Source organism: Janthinobacterium sp. FW305-128 (assembly GCF_020858135.1).
Lineage (GTDB): Bacteria > Pseudomonadota > Gammaproteobacteria > Burkholderiales > Burkholderiaceae_D > Janthinobacterium.
Map to the genome: position 1 here is coordinate 225,941 of NZ_JACYMK010000009.1, position 16,464 is coordinate 242,404.

Genomic DNA, 16,464 nt, shown 5'->3' on the forward strand with positions numbered 1-16,464 from the left:
GAAAGGTATTGTCGTGCCGGCCTGCGCTGCCCGCCTTGTGCGGGCGCAAGCGCGCTGCGATCAGGCGCCCGTCGTGCCCGTCAATTGTTCGCGCCAGCCCAGTCCGGCCACGGTGTCGCTGGCGGGACGGTATTCGCAGCCGACCCAGCCCACGTAGCCGACCTGGTCGAGCAGCTTGAACAGGTGGCGGTAATTGATCTCGCCCGTGCCCGGTTCGTGGCGGCCCGGCGTGTCGGCGATCTGGATGTGGCGGATCAGGGGCAGCAGGGCGCGGATAGTGTTGCTCAGCTCGCCCTCCATGCGCTGCATGTGATAAATGTCGTACTGCAGGAAGATATTGCTGCGCTGGCAGTCGGCGATGACGTCGGCCGCCTGCTGACTATGGTTCAGAAAGTAACCGGGCATGTCAAAGCGGTTGATCGGCTCGATCAGCACGTTGATGCCGTGCGGACGGCAGGCGTCGGCCGCAAATTGCAGGTTGCCGATCAGGCTTTGCCGCGCACGCTCCAGGCTCATGCCGGGCGGCACGATGCCGGACATGCAGTGCAGCTGTTTCGCCCCCAGCGCCAGCGCATAGTTGAGCGCCAGCTGCACATTCGTGCGAAATTCCTCGCCCCGGCGCGGGTCGCAGGCGATGCCCCGTTCGCCGTGCTCCCAGTCGCCGGGCGGAAAGTTGAACACGGCCAGCTGCAGATGGTGGCGTTCCAGCCGCATGGCGATCTGCCGCGCCTCGACGGCATAGGGAAACAGAAACTCGACGGCATCGAAGCCCGCTTCCCTGGCGGCGGCAAAGCGGTCGAGGAAAGGCAGTTCGGTAAACATCATGCTGAGGTTGGCAGCGAAGTTCGGCATGGCGGCACGCAGGTGAGGAAGATGGATACTATCCTAGCCCAAATTGCCAATCAGTGGCGTGCATGAAAAAACCGTTCCAGAAGCGAGTCCTGGAACGGTTTTTGTCGTCTTTTTAACAAAGACAAACGCCGCCTGAAAGCGTAGCGAGCGGGAGTGATATTGCGTCGAGTAGCGCAGCCGTACTGGAGTACGGCGAGCAACGCAAACGCAATAGCGCCCCGCCCAATAGCTTTCAGGCCGCGTTTTAGCGGCCGCGGCCGCCGGAGCGATGGTTGGCGGCCGAACGCGGCGCATTGCCCGAACGGTTGCCGCCGCCACCGCCGCCCGATGGGCCGGCGCTGCGTGGCTTGGCGCCGCTGCCGCCCGTTTTCACGCGCACCACGGCGCCGGCTGGCGCGCGGCTGTTGTTGCGGTGGCCGCCGGTGCCGCTGCGCAATTGCACAGGCTGGGCGCGGGCGTTCAGGTCCGGCTCGAAGCCCGGGATGACTTCGCGCGGCAGGGTTTGCTTGATCAGCTTTTCGATGTCTTTCAACATTTCGTGCTCGTCCACGCAGACCAGCGACACGGCTTCGCCCTTGGCGCCGGCACGGCCCGTGCGGCCGATACGGTGCACATAGTCTTCCGGAATGTTCGGCAAGTCGTAGTTGACGACGTGCGGCAACTGGTCGATATCGATACCGCGCGCGGCGATGTCGGTGGCGACCAGCACTTGCAGGGTGCCATCTTTAAATTCCGACAGGGCGCGCGTGCGCGCCGACTGGCTCTTGTTGCCGTGGATGGCCAGGGCGCCGATGCCGTCCGCGCCCAGCTGCTCGACCAGTTTATTCGCGCCATGCTTGGTGCGCGTAAAGACCAGCACTTGCGTCCAGTTGTTCGACTTGATCAGGTAGGACAGCATCGGGTGCTTCTTGTCGCGGTCGACGGGATGGATCTTTTGCTTGATCACTTCCACGGTCGAATTGCGGCGCGCCACTTCGATCATGGCCGGCTTGTTCAGCAAGCCGTCGGCCAGGGCCTTGATCTCTTCCGAGAACGTGGCCGAGAACAGCAGGTTCTGGCGTTTCGGCGGCAGCACGGCCAGCACTTTCTTGATGTCGCGGATGAAGCCCATGTCGAGCATGCGGTCGGCTTCGTCCAGGATCAGGATTTCCACTTTCGACAGGTCGACGGTGCCCTGACCCATGTGGTCGAGCAAACGGCCAGGCGTGGCGACGAGAATGTCGACGCCATGCTTGAGCTGCTTGATTTGCGGGTTGATGCCGACGCCGCCGAAGATCACGGTGGAGTTCAGCTTGGTGTACTTGCTGTAGGCGCGCACGCTTTCCTCGACCTGCGCGGCGAGTTCGCGCGTCGGTGCCAGGATCAGGGCGCGGATCGGACGCGTCGAGGTGTTGCTGGTGATGGCAGCGCCATTCGTGTCGGTCGACAGGCGGTGCAGCACGGGCAGGGTAAAGCCGGCCGTCTTGCCGGTACCGGTTTGTGCACCGGCCAGCAAGTCGCCGCCAGCGAGCACGGCGGGAATCGCCTGCGACTGGATCGGGGTCGGCACGGTGTAGCCGTGTTCGGTAACGGCACGTACGATAGCGTCGGACAATCCGAGGGAGGAAAAGGACATGGTAACTTTATTGTGAGATCGGCCTGTCGCCATCGTGGGGCGCCAGTCGCAGGCAATCAGATTAGGGGTCGAAAGACAGCGGCAAGGGGACTGGTCATATGTGCCGCACACGCGAAGTATAACAGCATGGCAAAAAACCGCCGAGTTTGTTTAAAGTATGCAATACCACAGGTAAAAGAAATACATGGCCACGGTGCGCCTTTGCATGCCGTTTTTCATTATTATTGCCTGTAGCACTCCATCTGCGGGACTCGCCGTGGCGCCGGAGTGTTCACTCCCGGAGGACTATCATGCGTATTGCCGATCTTCGCATCGCCACCCGCCTGTACGGCGGTTTTGCCACCATTGTCCTGTTGCTGGCCGCCCTGGTCACCGTCGCCACATTGAACGTCTCGCGGCTGGCCGACGCCAATGCCATCAATACCCACACTTACCAGGTACTCGCTGAAAACAGCGCGATCCTGGAAAGCCTGATCAATATGGAAACGGGGCAGCGCGGCTATGTGATCACGGGTGCGGAGGCCTCGCTGGAACCGTACAAGGCGGGGCAGGCTGCGTTCGGCGCGCACCTGGACAAGGCGCGCGCCCTGACCAGCGACAATCCTGCCCAGCAGGAGCGCCTGGCGAAGCTCGATGCCGCCAAGCAAGCCTGGCTGGCCGGCGCGCTCGAACCCGTGATCGCCATGCGGCGCGCCGTGGCGCAGGGCACGGCGGCCATCGAGCCCGTGCTGGCGCTGGAAAAGGAGGGCCGGGGCAAGCAGGGCATGGATGCCATGCGCGCATTGCTGGGCGAGATCAGCCAGGCGGAAACGGTGCTGCTGGCGCAGCGTTCGGAAGCGGCGGCGGCCTTGCAGGCGCGCACGCACTGGACCTTGCTGGGCGGCGGCGCGGCGGCGCTGATCCTGGCCGCCCTGATCGCCTGGTGGCTGGCGCGCAACATCAGCGGGCCGCTGCGTTCAGCCATCGACGTGGCCAGGCAGGTGGCGCAGGGCGATCTGACGGTACAGGTGGAAGTGCGCTCGAAGGACGAGACGGGTGAACTGATGCAGGCATTGAAGGAGATGACGGCCAGCCTGCTGCGCATCGTCACCGAGGTGCGCGGCGGCACGCAGGCCATCGCCACGGCCTCGCGCCAGATCGCTTCGGGTAATCTCGACCTGTCGGCGCGCACGGAACAGCAGGCCAGTTCGCTGGAAGAGACGGCCTCGTCGATGGAAGAACTGACCAGCACGGTACAGCAGAACGCGCAGAATGCCCATGAAGCCAACGGCCTGGCCGCATCGGCCTCCGCCGTGGCGGGCAAGGGCGGCAGCGTGGTGGCGCAGGTGGTCGATACCATGGGCTCGATCAACGACTCGTCGCGCAAGATCGTCGACATCATCGCCGTGATCGACGGCATCGCCTTCCAGACGAATATCCTGGCCCTGAACGCGGCCGTCGAGGCGGCCCGGGCGGGCGAGCAGGGGCGCGGTTTTGCCGTCGTCGCCACGGAAGTGCGCAACCTGGCCCAAAGATCAGCCGGCGCAGCGAAGGAAATCAAGGCCCTGATCAACGACTCGGTGGCGCAGGTGGAGAGCGGCGCGCGCCTGGTCGACGAGGCGGGCCACACCATGCACGAGATCGTCGACAGCGTGCACAAGGTCAGCAGCATCGTCGGGCATATCTCGTCTGCCAGCGATGAGCAGCGGGCCGGTATCGAGCAAGTCAACCAGGCGATCAGCGAAATGGACCATGTGACCCAGCAAAACGCTTCATTGGTGGAAGAGGCCGCCGCGGCTGCGGAAGCCATGCAGGAGCAGGCGGCGCGGCTGGCCGATGCGGTGAGCGTGTTCAGGACGGCGCAGGTGGACGCCATCGCGGCGCCGGCACCCCGGCCCGCCGTGCGCCGTCCCGTGCCGCTCAAGGCGGCGCGCGCGCCTGCCCGCCTGAGCGTCAAGCCCGCAGCGCCCCATGCGCCGCAAGTTCCAGCCGGCAAACAGCGTCCGGGGGACGATGAGTGGGACGAGTTTTAGCACGGGCAACCAGTGCATGCGACAGCTGTCGCAAATACCGCTTGCATGCGTGTGACTGTTGTCGCATAATTGTGTCAATAGTCACTCAAAGGATGCACCATGAGCACGCCCTCCGTCACCGAACTGTCGTTATTGAAAGCCTTGTGGAAAGACCACCCGCTGTCCGCGCGCGAATTGCATGCCCGCGTGGAAGAAGAGCTGGGCTGGTCTTTTTCGTCCACGCGCAAGACGCTCGAGCGCATGCTGGACAAGGGCATGCTGCTGCAGCGCAGCGTGCACGGCGTGCTCGTGTATGAAGCGAACGTGGACAAAGTGGCCACCCTGGCCGCGTTTGCCCACGACTTTGGCCGGCGCGTGATGGAAATCGACAGTCCCTTGCCGGTTAGTATGTTTACGGGCAGCAAACTGGTGGACCAGCAGGAGCTGGCGGCGCTGGAGCAGCTGCTGCAGGACTGGCCGCTCGAGGGAAAGGAATAAGCGATGCTGCTGTTTTCTCTCACGCTGTTGCAGGCCAGCGCCGTCTGTCTCGTGACGGGCCCGCTGTTGTGGGCATTGCTGAGCCTGGCGCAACGGCGCTGGCCCGCGCTGGCGGCGCAGCGCAGCGTGTGGCTGGGCGCTCAGCTGGTGCTGGCCGCCGTGTTTGTGCTGCCGCTGCTGCCCGACACGCGCCAGCTGAGCGTGGTGCCCGAGCTAAGCGTGCCCGTGTTCCTGGCCAGCGCGGCGCCCGACGCGCCGATGGCCGTGGCTGCGCCGGTTGCCGGGCTGCCATCCGCTGCTTCCTGGCTGGCCCTGGTGCCGTCCGCCTGGGGCCTGATCTACCTGTTGGGCGTCGCTTGCGCAGCCTGGCGCTGGCAGCGTGGCCACGCCATGTTGCGCGCCTTGCTGCAGCTGGCGCGGCGCCGCCGCCTGCATGGCATGGACGTGCTGGAAGTGGACGCGCCGATCTCGCCGATGCTGGTGGGCGTGTGGCGGCCGCGTTTGCTGTTACCGGCGCATCTGGCGCAATTTACGCCGGAACAGCGGCAACTGGTGATCGCCCATGAGCTGACCCATGCCCGCCGGCGCGACCCCGTGCTCTTGCTGCTGGCCAATCTGCTGCAGGCGCTGCTGTGGTTCAATCCGGCCGCGCGCTGGCTGGCCGGCCAGCTGGCTTGGGCGCAAGAGCTCGGTTGCGACCGCCAGGTTCTGGCCGGCCGCCCCGCGCGCCAGCGCCAGCAATATGCGGCAACCCTGGTCCGGCAGCTGGGATTGCAGGCGCAGCCGCTGCCGGGGCTGGCTTTCGGCGGCGGCAGCATGGCCGAGCGCCTGCTGCGCATGCGTGACGGGCAGACACGCCCACCTGCGGCCCTGCGGGTGCTGACGGCGCTGCTGCTGTGCGTGATCGGCGCGGCCAGCCTGGCGCTGCAGCCGGCATTGGCGTGGGCCGTGGCAGCCGCACCGGCAACCATGCCCGCTGCGCCGGCGACGGCGCCAGCGCTCTGGCGCAATCCCCTCGATATCATGCGTGTGACCGGCTTCTTTGGCGTGGTGCGCCAGCTGACGCCGCGGGGCCATCGCGGCATCGATCTGGGCGCCAGGCGCGGCACGCCCGTGCATGCGGCGGCCGACGGCATCGCCAGCGTCAGCGAAGATGCGCGCCTCGGCAAGGCCGTGCGCATCGACCATGGCGGCGGCGTCGAGTCGCTGTATGCCCATCTCGACCGGGTCACGCTCACGACCGGCATGGCCGTCACGGCGGGGCAGGCCATCGGCACCGTGGGCGCCACCGGCCTGGCGACGGGGCCGCATCTGCATTTCGAGGTGATCCGCGACGGGCGCTTGCAGGACCCGCAACAGTGGCTGGCCGGTCTCGATGCCAACGCCACCGCGCGCGCCCTGCGCACGCGCAAGGAGCAGTTCGGCCATTAGCGTGAGCTGGCCGCTGGTCGGGTGAGCGCGGGAACGCGCAAGCCGACACCACCACAACCCTTTCAGGATTCTCCATGCGATTGAGTATCGTATTGTGCAGCCTCGCGCTGCCGTTGACGGCGCACGTCCGTGCCGAAGACATTCTCCCTTCCGTGACGGTCCATGCCGGTAAAGTGGAGCAGCGCCGCAACGACACCGTCGCCGCCATCGTCGTCGGCCACGATGAATTGATACGCCAGGGCGACCGCGTGCTGTCCGACGCCCTGAAGCGCCTGCCCGGCATTTCCATCGGCGGGCCATCCGGCGCGGCTGCGGGCGCCGCTGGCGGGCAAATCCAGATGCGTGGCCTGGGCCAGGGCTATACCTTGATCATGCTCGATGGCGTGCCCGTGGCGCCCGGCTTTTCGCTCGACGCGCTGGACCCGGAACTGGTCGAGCGCGTGGAAATCATGCGCGCCGCCACGGCGGAATTTTCCACCCAGGCGATCGCCGGTTCCATCAACATCGTGCTGAAAAAGTCGGGCGGGCGGCGCGAACGCACGTTCAAGCTGGGCGCGTCCGCCAGCCACGGCATGCCCGCCGGCAGTGCCACCGTGCAGTGGTCGGACAAGGATGGACGCCGGTCGTACGCGCTGGCCGGCACGCTCAGCCATACGGGACGCGAAGCGCTGCTCGACGAGTGGAGCCGCGAATTCGACGCAGCGGGCGCGCCCACGGTGGTGCGCCACGTGCCGCTCACCGAGCGCGTGACGAGCGACGCCATCGAGCTGGCGCCCCGCGTGCAATGGGCGCTGGCGGGGGAGGGCAGCCTGGCCTGGCAAAGCCTGGTCAACGTGCGCCGCCTGGCCAGCCGCCGCCATGCGCAGGAAACGGCTTACCTGGGCGGCACGACCGCCTATCCGGAGAACCAGGCCCATTTCAACCAGGACAGCAGCACCGTGCGCAGCGACCTGCACTGGCTGCGCAAGCTCGACCATGGCGCCAGTCTCGACGTGAAGCTGGGCGCCAGCATCAATCACCGCGCCAATGATTATCAGTTCCTGGGCCGCGGCGCGGCGCCGGGACAGGGCATCACGCGCCTGGTCGATTCGGGCCTGGACGAGGTGGGCGTGCAGGCGAGCGGCACCTACCGCCGCGCGCTGGGCGAACACCACACGCTGGCGGCGGGTTGGGATGCGGGGCACCGGCGGCGCACGGATTTTCGCCGCGAACGCCAGCTGGAGCCGGGCGGGCCGCCCGTGCTCAGCGACGAAGACTATGCGGCCACAGTGCGGCGCCTGGCCCTGTTCGCGCAGGATGAATGGGAGCTGTCCGCGCATTGGTCGCTGTACCTGGGCTTGCGCTGGGAAAGCTGGCGCACGGCCAGCGCCACGGGCGGCGGCGAGCCGGTCGACGTGCGCGCGCAGGTATGGAGCCCCTTGCTGCAAAGCCTGTGGAAGTCCGGCGGCAAGCAGCAGGTGCGCCTGGCCGTTACGCGCACCTACAAGGCGCCGCAGATTTTCGAGCTGATCCCGCGCCCGTACACGGTCGACAATGGCAACAGTCCCGCGAATCCCGACACCCAGGGCAATCCGGCGCTGCGCCCGGAGCTGGCCTGGGGCCTTGATGCCGCCTATGAATACTATCCGGGCGCGGGCGCCATGCTGGGCGCCAGCGCCTCGCTGCGGCGCATCAGCGACGTGATGCTGGAGCGCCTGTACCAGGACAACGGGCGCTGGGTGAGCACGCCCGTCAACCATGGCCATGCCGGCGTGCGCTCGATCGCGCTGGAAGCGAAGCTGCCCTTGACGGCGCTGTGGGCGGGCGCTCCCGCGCTGGACTTGCGGGCCAACGTGGCGCGCAACTGGTCGAGGCTCGATGCCGTGCCCGGCCCCGATAGCCGCCTCGACAGCCAGCTGCCGTGGAGCGCCAACGTGGGAGGAGATTACCAGCTGGCCCGCCTGCCCCTGAGCCTGGGCGCTGACCTGAATTACCAGGCGGGCGGGCGCTCGCGCGAGTCCGGCCAGCTGCTGGCCTGGCAGGGCGGCAAGCGCGAACTCGATATGTACGCGCTGTGGAAAGTCAGCGACAGGCTGCGCCTGCGCTTGTCGGGCGCCAACCTGCTGGGGCAGGATTACCGCACGCGCAGCCTGTATGCGGATGGCGCGCGCAGCCTGCTGCGCACGGTCGATACGGGCAGCTACCGCATCTGGCGGCTGATGCTGGAGGGAACCCTGTAGCCAGCTGTAGCCAGCCTAGTCGTCGATCTCGTCGACGGTGTAGCTGACGCCCTGCGCCTCGAGGTAGCCGCGCACGGCGTCCAGGCCGTGCCACGGGTCGGGGCGCAGGTGCTGGCATATATACAGGCCCGCATCCGTCAGCCTGGCGTCGGTGTCGGGCATAGCGGCGCCGGTTGCGCGCGGTGCCTGCGGCAGTGCCGCCAGCAGCTGTTCGAGATGCTGGCGCTGGCGCGGCGCCAGGCTGGCCGCGATCCTGAATTCAAATCCCATGTTTTCTCCTTGATTGACAGGCCGCCGCAGCGGCTATTTTTCATTATCGAAAAAATTGCACATAGCTTGGCATTCTTTCCGTTTTTGTTTTCAAAGTATCTCGTCCATACTGCATAGCACTGGCCCGGCACACACAGCGTGACGCAAGGGCACGAGCACAAATGCCGTACAAGGACCTCTCTTTTTTCATATTCAATTATTTTCACTAAGGAAAACATCATGCCGATCGCCATCGCCCAAGCCGCCCACAAACTGCTGACTCCAAACGATCATACCCTGATCATGATCGACCACCAGTCGCAGATGGCGTTCGCCACCCGTTCGATCGACCTGGCCTTGCTGCGCAACAATGCGGCCCTGGTGGCCAAGGCGGCGGCGCAATTCAAGGTGCCGACGATTCTGACGACGGTGGCCGCCAAATCGTTCTCCGGCCCTATTTTTGACGAGATCCAGTCCGTCTTCCCCGAGCAGGCGCCGATCGACCGCACCAGCATGAATACCTGGGAAGACGCGCGCATCGCCGACAAGGTCAATGGCTACGGCAAGGGCAAGATCGTGCTGGCCGGCCTGTGGACATCCGTCTGCATCGTGGGTCCTGCGCTGTCGGCGCTGGAGCAGGGCTTCGAGGTGTACGTGATCGCCGACGCCAGCGGCGACGTCTCCGACGAAGCCCATGCGATGGCCATGCAGCGCATGATACAGGCGGGCGCGCAGCCGATGACGTCCGTGCAATACCTGCTGGAACTGCAGCGCGACTGGGCCCGCGGCGAGACCTACAACGAGACGGTGGCGACGGCCGTGGCGCACGGCGGCGGCTATGGCCTGGGCTTGATCTACGCCAAATCCATGTTCAACGCCAGTGAAGGCCATTGATTTTCACTGACTCCGGCTCCGCCGCCCGCCGGCGGGGCCGTGTTTTCACCTGATCCGGGAGTTCCCATGCACGCAAACACGATCTTGCTCAATGGCCGTTTCCACACGGTCGACAGGACGCAGCCGCTGGCGTCCGCCGTCGCCATCGCCGATGGCAAGTTCCTCGCCGTGGGCGACGTCGAAGACGTGATTCGTCATCGCGGTCCCGCCACGCAGCTGATCGACCTGGGTGGCCGCACGGTGATTCCCGGCCTGAACGACTCGCACCTGCACCTGATCCGCGGCGGCTTGAACTACAACCTGGAATTGCGCTGGGAAGGCGTGCCCTCGCTGGCCGACGCCCTGCGCATGTTGAAGGAACAGGCCTTGCGCACGCCAAATCCGCAATGGGTGCGCGTGGTGGGCGGCTGGACGGAATTCCAGTTCGCGGAAAAGCGCATGCCCACCCTCGATGAAATCAACGCGGCCGCGCCCGACACGCCCGTCTTCATCCTGCACCTGTACGACCGCGCCCTCTTGAACCGCGCCGCCCTGCGCGCCGTCGGCTACGACAAGAACACGCCGAACCCGCCCGGCGGCGAGATCGTGCGCGATGCATCGGGCAATCCCACGGGCTTGCTGATCGCCCGGCCGAACGCCATGATCCTGTATGCGACCCTGGCGAAAGGCCCCAAGCTGCCGCTGGAATTGCAGGTGAACTCCACGCGCCAGTTCATGCGCGAACTCAATCGCCTCGGCATCACCAGCGCCATCGACGCGGGCGGCGGCTTCCAGAATTATCCGGAAGACTACGCGGTCGTCGACGAGCTGGCGCAAAAGGAGCAGCTGACCATCCGCATCGCCTACAACCTGTTCACGCAAAACAAGGGCGCGGAATTGCAGGACTTCCAGAAGTGGACGGGCATGGTGAAACCCGGCGATGGCACGGATTACTATCGCCACAACGGCGCCGGCGAAATGCTGGTGTTTTCCGCCGCCGACTTCGAGGATTTCCTCGAGCCGCGTCCCGAGCTGGCGGCCGGCATGGAGGATGAGCTGGAAAAGGTGGTGCGCCACCTGGTCGAGCAGCGCTGGCCGTTCCGCCTGCATGCCACCTATGACGAATCGATCGGCCGCATGCTCGACGTGTTTGAAAAGGTCAACCGCGACACGCCATTCGGCGGCTTGCACTGGCTGTTCGACCACGCGGAAACCATCAGCCCGAAAAATATCGACCGCGTGAAAGCGCTGGGCGGCGGCCTGGCCATCCAGCACCGCATGGCTTTCCAGGGCGAGTATTTCGTCGAGCGTTATGGCGCGGAGGCGGCGAAGGCCACGCCGCCCGTGCAGCGCATGCTGGACGCGGGCGTGCCCGTCGGCGGCGGCACGGATGCGACCAGGGTCGCCAGCTACAATCCGTGGACGGCGCTGTACTGGCTGGTTTCGGGGCGCACCGTGGGCGGCTTGGCCCTGACGGATGTGGCGGGCAGGTTGTCGCGCGACACGGCGCTGGAGCTGTGGACGGCGGGCAGCGCCTGGTTCTCCAGTGAGCAAGGCAAAAAGGGGCGCATCCGCGAGGGCATGCTGGCCGATTTGAGCGTGCTGTCGGCCGATTACTTTACGGTGCCGGAAGAGGCGATCAAGTCCATCGAATCCGTGCTGACCATGGTGGGCGGCAAGGTCGTCTACGGTCAGGGGGAATTCACGACCCTGGCGCCGCCGCCCATTCCCGTGCTGCCCGAGTGGTCGCCCGTGCGCACGGTGCACGGCCATTACCGGCCCGCGGCCAGGCCGGCGCAAGCCATGCTGCCGCACCAGTGCGCGGGCGCCTGCGGCGTGCATGCGCATGCGCATGACCGGGCGCGCAAGTCGGCCGTGCCGATCAGTGACTTTTCCGGCTTCTGGGGCACCTTGGGCTGCAGCTGTTTCGCCTTCTAGAGGGCGGCCTGGCCTTATTTGGAAATGCGCAGGATGGCCGAGGCGAGCCGCGTGAAACATGGGCTCAGCTCGCTTTCGGTGGCCGCATAGCAGTACAGGCCCACGGGCTCGGCCGGCTTGCGGCAAGCCGCTTTTGCGTCGGTCGTGTTGGCCAGGCAGCGCAGCAAGTCTTCGCCCAGCTCGTTGTCCGGCCCTTCCTTGGTTTTCAGCGAGGCGCCCATGCCCAGAGTAAAGACAAAAATGCCTTCCTGGCGCGCTTTTGCCGCCATCGCTTCAACCAGGTTGCGCGAGGCGCGGTGCACATTCGTCCATTGCGCTTGCGCCGTTGCGGTGGAAGAAGTCACGACGCGGGGCGTATTGGTGACGATGGGAAACTCGCGCAGCGCCGCGTCATTATTCGCGTTATACCATGCGGGAAGTCCGGTGATCTGACTGGCGGCGCAATCGCCGTATTGGAGCGAGTCGCTCACTTTCATCCTGTACAGGCCCGCCAATGCCGGGTTTTGCAGTTTCGGAAAGGTGGCGAGGCCGCCTGCGTCCTTGCATTTGTTGTCCTTGTTGGGAAAGTACGCGGAAAACGCCGCCGGCGAGCCATCGGAAAAAAACACGATGACGCGCAGGCTGGAGCGGTTGACCTGCGCGATGTCGTTCAGCTGTTTGCGCGCCTGGAACATGCCGGCGGAAGAATTGGTGCCGCCGACAAACGAGAATTGATCGATCTTTCCATTTTTCATGGTCATGCTGTCGCGGTCGAAACCGCGCTCGACCTGCCTGATCGGGACGTCGATTTGCGCTTCAGAGGCGAAATGCAGCAAGCCGACCCGGTCGACCGTGGAATTGAATTTGTTCAGGAAGGACTTGCCTGCCGCCCGCACGGCGTCCGCATTGTTTTCCAGCGAACGCGACGTGTCCATCACCAGCACCATGTCCAGGTCCTTGCGGATGGTTTGCGCGCTGGCCGCCACGTTCAGGGTCTTGAAGCCGAGTATGCCCATCAGCGAGACGGGCAGCGAGGCGGTGGCCGAGACGTCGATGGTGACGGTGCCTCTGTCGAACACCACGCCGACGGGATCGAGGACCGGCGTCGAGAGCAGGAAGTTGTCCGGATAATTAATGTCGAAAAACTCCCTGGCCGCCTGGCGCGCGCTGTCCCGCTGTTCCGCTTCCGAATTGCCCGCGGTAATGCCGCGCGCCGCCGCCAGGCTGGCCGCGTCGACGGCCGCATTGAGCTTGGCCTTGACGAAGTAGCCGAGGGCGGAATCGACGGCCAGGCCCACCGAGGCGATCAGGACGACGGCCGACAGCGCCACCATGATCAGCACTTGGCCGCCTTGCCGCTTGTGTGGAATGCGCATCAGAATACCGTCATCGAAGTGAGGTTGGGGCCCAGCACGGGCGTCGTGCTGTTGCCAAAGTTCAGGGTGCCGAACAGCATGTCGAAATCGTAGAACGTTTCCACGGCGTAGATCAGTTCGCCATCGGCCAGCTGGTTCTGCATCAATGCCACCGTGGGGGCATGCTCGTCCTTGGCGATGCCGGTGCACGTGCCGTTGCTCCAGCTGCCGCATTGCCATACCTGGCTGGCTGGCAGGTAGCCGCTGGTCTTCGCGCCTGCCTCCCAGCGGTATTGTTCCAGCACGATATTGCGCAAGCCGTTCTTTGCCGTGTAGCCCATGATCTTGGTGATGTAGATCATGCCGCGCTTGTTCATGTCCAGCGGCGGCGTGCTGGCGGCCAGCGCATTCATGATGGCCTGGCCCGAGCCGCTCAGGTCGGACGTGGAGCGCGAGGCCAGGTTGGCGCCTTCGCGGCTGATGTTGAGCAGGATGGTCTTGGCCTGGATGGCACGCGACAGGTCGGCCAGCATGAACAGCAGCAGCGCCAGCAGCGGCAGAACGATGGCAAATTCCACGGCGGCGATGCCGCGCGCGGCGCGCGGCGCAGGAGGGCGGGCGCGCATCACAGGCCGCCAAAGCTTTCATTGCGCATGGTGGCGGCCACCACGAAATGCGCCTGGCCGTCGCGGAACAGGGCCCGGATCATCGGCGTGGCAAACGCCCAGCGGCAATCGACGGAGATGACGACGATATCGCCGGCCTGGCCGAACATGGCGGCGCCGACCGCATCACTGCCGTTGACGGAGATCACGGGGCTGACCTTGTCATACATGCCCATGGAGCTGTCGCGTATTTTTTGTATCACGGCCTGGTAGCGCTGCTGGTTGGCGCTGTCGGGGTCGAGGTCTTTGGCCCCCGTGACGGCATAGCGCGCGCCTTCGCGCACCGCGTGCTGCATGGTCATATTGGCAAAATACGCCATGCTCAATTCAATGATGCCGATTATCAGCATGAGAAACACCGGCGTTATCAGGGCCAATTCCAGCAAGGTGGCGCCGCCCTGTCCGCTTTGCTTGCGGAATATAGGGGAATCGGCCTGTTTTAAACGCATGGGATTAATCCGGTTAGGTGCCGCGATGAAGAATGTCGGGCGGATGGTATTACGCCATTTGACTGGCGATTATTCTATATCGATTTTCAAGGGCATGTCTTCCCATTAAATTATTACAGGTCAAGATAATCGTAATTAAGCGCCTTATTTCAAGTGTGCGGCCCCCGTCCCTACAGGGCCGGGAGTAATATGCGCGGGTATGAAAACAGGCTTGGTGTCAGGATTGTCCTGCGTGCAGGCAAAGACTTGTTTTGCAAGGTGATGCAATAAAAATGCTGCAATGTAAGCAACAGCAGCGATGGCAGCAGCGATGGCGCGCCGGCGGCGCGCCCGCCCTGGCCGCGCTGCCCATCCATCGGCACTCGCCCGGCGTGCGGCGACCGCTGGCGTGGGTCACGCACCGCGTTTGCGCGTGCCGGCCCAAGGCCTCTTCCTTCGTGCCCCCATGACTTCCTCCCCTGCGCGCGGCAACAGAGGCGCGCGCGGGCGAGGCTGGCAATCCGATTCGGATCAACAACATTCCCCGAAGGGAATGGGTTACACGTTAAGAGGTAAAGCATGTCAACAAAAAATGTCATACGCGTCATGCTGGTGTCGGACCACAAAACCTGGCTGTGGGGCCTGGAGCAGCTGCTCGCCGGCGCCCAGCCGGCAATGCAGGTGGTGGCCAGCGCCACCGAGATCGACGGCGCGCTGCTGCTGGCCCGGACCCTGTGTCCCGACGTCATCGTGCTTGACGCCGATCTGGGCTGCGGCGGCGCCTGCGCCATCGATTATCTGCCGCAGCTGCTCGGCAATGGCGTCTCGCGCGTATTGCTGTTCAGCGGCACGCAGGACCAGGCCGAGTGCGGACGCGCCGTGCGCAGCGGTGTGCGCGCGGTGGTGGGCAAGGAGACGCCCGTCAAGCAAATGGTCGACGCCATCGCCCGCCTGCATCAGGGCGAGTTGTGCCTGGCTCCGGCGCTGCTCGACAGCATGCTGGGGGTGCTCAACAAGCCGGAAGCGGCACCCGATCCGGAAGAGCAGCGGATCGCCAGGCTGACGCTGAAGGAGCGCAAGATCGTTGCCATGATGGTGGAAGGAAATGGCGCGCTGAACCGTGCAATAGCCCAGCGCGCTTTTATCTCGGAGCAAACCTTGCGTAATCATCTGACATCGATCTACAGCAAGCTCGATGTCACCAACCGCCTGGAATTATATGTGTACGCCACCCGCAACCGGCTGGCCGAGTCCCTGCCTGCGGAGGGATAGTACATATGTCCTGATTGTAGACAAAAAATTAAGATGGTTTGTACTGTGCATAAAATGACTTTTCTCTGATTCGATTTAATGTTTGTTTATATAAAATACACGCATCAGAAATTGGCAAATAAAAACAAGGTGAATGTTTTTATTTTCAGACTGTATTTTCAGTTTTTATCATGTTTAAAACTTGACCTGAAAGGGAATAATATGAATTTCATTAAAAACTTTATCGCCGAAGAAGATGGCGTGACCGCCATCGAATATGCGCTGATCGCTGCGCTGGTGGCGGCGGCGCTGGTCACGGCCGTCGGCTATTTCACCACCGGCCTCGATGGCGCCTTCAAGGCCATCGGCACCAAGTTGACGGGCGCGGCGATCTAAGACGCCCGCCCACCGCGCTGCACCCCGGCATGCCAGCTGCCCATGCGCACTGGCCTGCCGGCTTCCCGCCCAACGATGCGCATGCCGTCATGCGCTCGGCTTGCATCAGGTACACGATGGACCCTCATTCTTTCTGGACGTTCAGCCCCGCCATAGTCTTGTGGGGGCTGCTGGCCGCCGCTGTCTGGCATGACGTGCGCCGCCGGCGCATCCCCAACCGGCTGGTCTTTTCCGGCGCCTTGCTCGGCGTGCTGCTCAACAGCCTGGCGTTGCCCGGGCTGACGCCGGCCGGGCCGTGGCTGGCCTTGGGCGGCCTGGCCGTCGGCCTGGGCTTGCTGCTGCCCATGTATGCGCTGAAGGCGCTGGGCGCTGGCGACGTCAAGCTGATGGCGATGGTGGGGGCGTTTCTGGGCCCGCGCCCCGCCGTGTTTGCCGTGCTGTGCAGCCTGCTTGCTGGCGGCGTGCTGGCGCTGGCCGTCGCCCTGTGCCAGGGCACGCTGCGCCAGGCCTTGGCCAATGCCCGGCAATTGCTGCTGCAAGGCTGGCTGCGCGCCGCGGCAGGCGAGGCGCCGCAGGTCGGCCCGCCCGCGCTGGCAAGCGGCAGCCTGCCGTACGCGATCGCCATTGCCGCCGGCACCGCCATCAGCCTGGCCCTGGCGGCCGGCGGCCATGCATGACGCGCCGGGCAGCATATGGCCGCGTGCGCGCGGAAACCCATGTTTCA

The 16,464-nt window shown here is 64.8% G+C and carries 15 protein-coding genes; 9 read left to right on the plus strand and 6 right to left on the minus strand.

Going from position 1 to position 16,464, the window contains the following annotated elements; all coding sequences use genetic code 11:
- Window positions 1-60: 60 nt before the first annotated feature.
- Window positions 61-852: a 2-oxo-tetronate isomerase gene (gene otnI / locus IGS60_RS19765; protein ID WP_230505914.1), complete on the minus strand. Its 792-nt coding sequence runs from the start codon at window positions 850-852 to the stop codon at window positions 61-63.
- Between the two features lie 244 nt (window positions 853-1,096).
- The gene (locus IGS60_RS19770) at window positions 1,097-2,467 is read right to left on the minus strand and encodes a DEAD/DEAH box helicase (protein ID WP_070312951.1); all 1,371 of its coding nucleotides are present in this window, start codon (window positions 2,465-2,467) and stop codon (window positions 1,097-1,099) included.
- Between the two features lie 290 nt (window positions 2,468-2,757).
- Between IGS60_RS19770 and IGS60_RS19775 the strand changes: the two genes are divergently transcribed.
- From IGS60_RS19775 to IGS60_RS19790, 4 genes are all read left to right on the plus strand, one after another.
- Window positions 2,758-4,479: a methyl-accepting chemotaxis protein gene (locus IGS60_RS19775; protein ID WP_230505915.1), complete on the plus strand. Its 1,722-nt coding sequence runs from the start codon at window positions 2,758-2,760 to the stop codon at window positions 4,477-4,479.
- Window positions 4,480-4,578: 99 nt separating this feature from the next.
- Window positions 4,579-4,956, plus strand: coding sequence for a BlaI/MecI/CopY family transcriptional regulator (locus tag IGS60_RS19780; RefSeq protein WP_219329625.1), 378 nt, complete (start codon window positions 4,579-4,581; stop codon window positions 4,954-4,956).
- Between the two features lie 3 nt (window positions 4,957-4,959).
- Window positions 4,960-6,387 carry a M23/M56 family metallopeptidase gene (locus tag IGS60_RS19785; protein WP_230505916.1) on the plus strand — a complete coding sequence of 476 codons (1,428 nt, stop codon included), beginning with the start codon at window positions 4,960-4,962 and terminating at the stop codon, window positions 6,385-6,387.
- Between the two features lie 74 nt (window positions 6,388-6,461).
- Complete coding sequence (locus IGS60_RS19790; protein ID WP_230505917.1) at window positions 6,462-8,606, plus strand: TonB-dependent siderophore receptor; 2,145 nt, start codon at window positions 6,462-6,464, stop codon at window positions 8,604-8,606.
- 15 nt (window positions 8,607-8,621) lie between these two features.
- On the opposite strand, the gene IGS60_RS19795 is transcribed toward IGS60_RS19790, so the two are convergent.
- Entirely contained in the window at window positions 8,622-8,876 is a 255-nt protein-coding gene (locus IGS60_RS19795; protein ID WP_070291319.1) for a hypothetical protein, read from the minus strand.
- Window positions 8,877-9,095: 219 nt separating this feature from the next.
- Here IGS60_RS19795 and IGS60_RS19800 point away from each other — a divergent pair, with 219 nt between their 5' ends.
- Both IGS60_RS19800 and IGS60_RS19805 read left to right on the plus strand, forming a co-directional pair.
- Window positions 9,096-9,749 carry a hydrolase gene (locus IGS60_RS19800; RefSeq protein WP_230505918.1) on the plus strand — a complete coding sequence of 218 codons (654 nt, stop codon included), beginning with the start codon at window positions 9,096-9,098 and terminating at the stop codon, window positions 9,747-9,749.
- Window positions 9,750-9,815: 66 nt separating this feature from the next.
- Window positions 9,816-11,666 carry an amidohydrolase gene (locus IGS60_RS19805; protein WP_230505919.1) on the plus strand — a complete coding sequence of 617 codons (1,851 nt, stop codon included), beginning with the start codon at window positions 9,816-9,818 and terminating at the stop codon, window positions 11,664-11,666.
- Between the two features lie 14 nt (window positions 11,667-11,680).
- Here the strand turns inward: IGS60_RS19805 and IGS60_RS19810 are convergent, their stop codons facing one another.
- From IGS60_RS19810 to IGS60_RS19820, 3 genes are read right to left on the minus strand one after another with little or no spacing between them, the layout of a single operon-like run.
- A complete protein-coding gene (locus IGS60_RS19810) occupies window positions 11,681-13,021 on the minus strand; it encodes a VWA domain-containing protein (RefSeq protein WP_230505920.1) in 1,341 nt (446 codons plus the stop codon).
- Complete coding sequence (locus IGS60_RS19815; protein WP_230505921.1) at window positions 13,021-13,626, minus strand: TadE/TadG family type IV pilus assembly protein; 606 nt, start codon at window positions 13,624-13,626, stop codon at window positions 13,021-13,023. Before IGS60_RS19815 ends, IGS60_RS19810 begins: the two co-directional genes overlap by 1 nt.
- Window positions 13,626-14,114, minus strand: coding sequence for a TadE/TadG family type IV pilus assembly protein (locus tag IGS60_RS19820; protein WP_070224959.1), 489 nt, complete (start codon window positions 14,112-14,114; stop codon window positions 13,626-13,628). The genes IGS60_RS19815 and IGS60_RS19820 overlap by 1 nt, the downstream gene beginning before the upstream one ends.
- Before the next feature lie 558 nt (window positions 14,115-14,672).
- Between IGS60_RS19820 and IGS60_RS19825 the strand changes: the two genes are divergently transcribed.
- From IGS60_RS19825 to IGS60_RS19835, 3 genes are all read left to right on the plus strand, one after another.
- Window positions 14,673-15,365, plus strand: a complete 693-nt coding sequence (locus IGS60_RS19825; protein ID WP_230505922.1) for a response regulator transcription factor — start codon at window positions 14,673-14,675, stop codon at window positions 15,363-15,365.
- 201 nt (window positions 15,366-15,566) lie between these two features.
- Complete coding sequence (locus tag IGS60_RS19830; protein WP_071650303.1) at window positions 15,567-15,740, plus strand: Flp family type IVb pilin; 174 nt, start codon at window positions 15,567-15,569, stop codon at window positions 15,738-15,740.
- Between the two features lie 116 nt (window positions 15,741-15,856).
- Window positions 15,857-16,417: a prepilin peptidase gene (locus tag IGS60_RS19835; protein ID WP_121668931.1), complete on the plus strand. Its 561-nt coding sequence runs from the start codon at window positions 15,857-15,859 to the stop codon at window positions 16,415-16,417.
- The last annotated feature ends 47 nt before the right edge of the window (window positions 16,418-16,464 follow it).

What these genes read in the sequence shown, in the direction of transcription:
- otnI (WP_230505914.1), bottom strand. Translation starts at nt 852, where the DNA reads ATGCCGAACTTCGCTGCCAACCTCAGCATGATGTTTACCGAACTGCCT.
- IGS60_RS19770 (WP_070312951.1), bottom strand. Translation starts at nt 2,467, where the DNA reads ATGTCCTTTTCCTCCCTCGGATTGTCCGACGCTATCGTACGTGCCGTT.
- IGS60_RS19775 (WP_230505915.1), top strand. Translation starts at nt 2,758, where the DNA reads ATGCGTATTGCCGATCTTCGCATCGCCACCCGCCTGTACGGCGGTTTT.
- IGS60_RS19780 (WP_219329625.1), top strand. Translation starts at nt 4,579, where the DNA reads ATGAGCACGCCCTCCGTCACCGAACTGTCGTTATTGAAAGCCTTGTGG.
- IGS60_RS19785 (WP_230505916.1), top strand. Translation starts at nt 4,960, where the DNA reads ATGCTGCTGTTTTCTCTCACGCTGTTGCAGGCCAGCGCCGTCTGTCTC.
- IGS60_RS19790 (WP_230505917.1), top strand. Translation starts at nt 6,462, where the DNA reads ATGCGATTGAGTATCGTATTGTGCAGCCTCGCGCTGCCGTTGACGGCG.
- IGS60_RS19795 (WP_070291319.1), bottom strand. Translation starts at nt 8,876, where the DNA reads ATGGGATTTGAATTCAGGATCGCGGCCAGCCTGGCGCCGCGCCAGCGC.
- IGS60_RS19800 (WP_230505918.1), top strand. Translation starts at nt 9,096, where the DNA reads ATGCCGATCGCCATCGCCCAAGCCGCCCACAAACTGCTGACTCCAAAC.
- IGS60_RS19805 (WP_230505919.1), top strand. Translation starts at nt 9,816, where the DNA reads ATGCACGCAAACACGATCTTGCTCAATGGCCGTTTCCACACGGTCGAC.
- IGS60_RS19810 (WP_230505920.1), bottom strand. Translation starts at nt 13,021, where the DNA reads ATGCGCATTCCACACAAGCGGCAAGGCGGCCAAGTGCTGATCATGGTG.
- IGS60_RS19815 (WP_230505921.1), bottom strand. Translation starts at nt 13,626, where the DNA reads ATGCGCGCCCGCCCTCCTGCGCCGCGCGCCGCGCGCGGCATCGCCGCC.
- IGS60_RS19820 (WP_070224959.1), bottom strand. Translation starts at nt 14,114, where the DNA reads ATGCGTTTAAAACAGGCCGATTCCCCTATATTCCGCAAGCAAAGCGGA.
- IGS60_RS19825 (WP_230505922.1), top strand. Translation starts at nt 14,673, where the DNA reads ATGTCAACAAAAAATGTCATACGCGTCATGCTGGTGTCGGACCACAAA.
- IGS60_RS19830 (WP_071650303.1), top strand. Translation starts at nt 15,567, where the DNA reads ATGAATTTCATTAAAAACTTTATCGCCGAAGAAGATGGCGTGACCGCC.
- IGS60_RS19835 (WP_121668931.1), top strand. Translation starts at nt 15,857, where the DNA reads ATGGACCCTCATTCTTTCTGGACGTTCAGCCCCGCCATAGTCTTGTGG.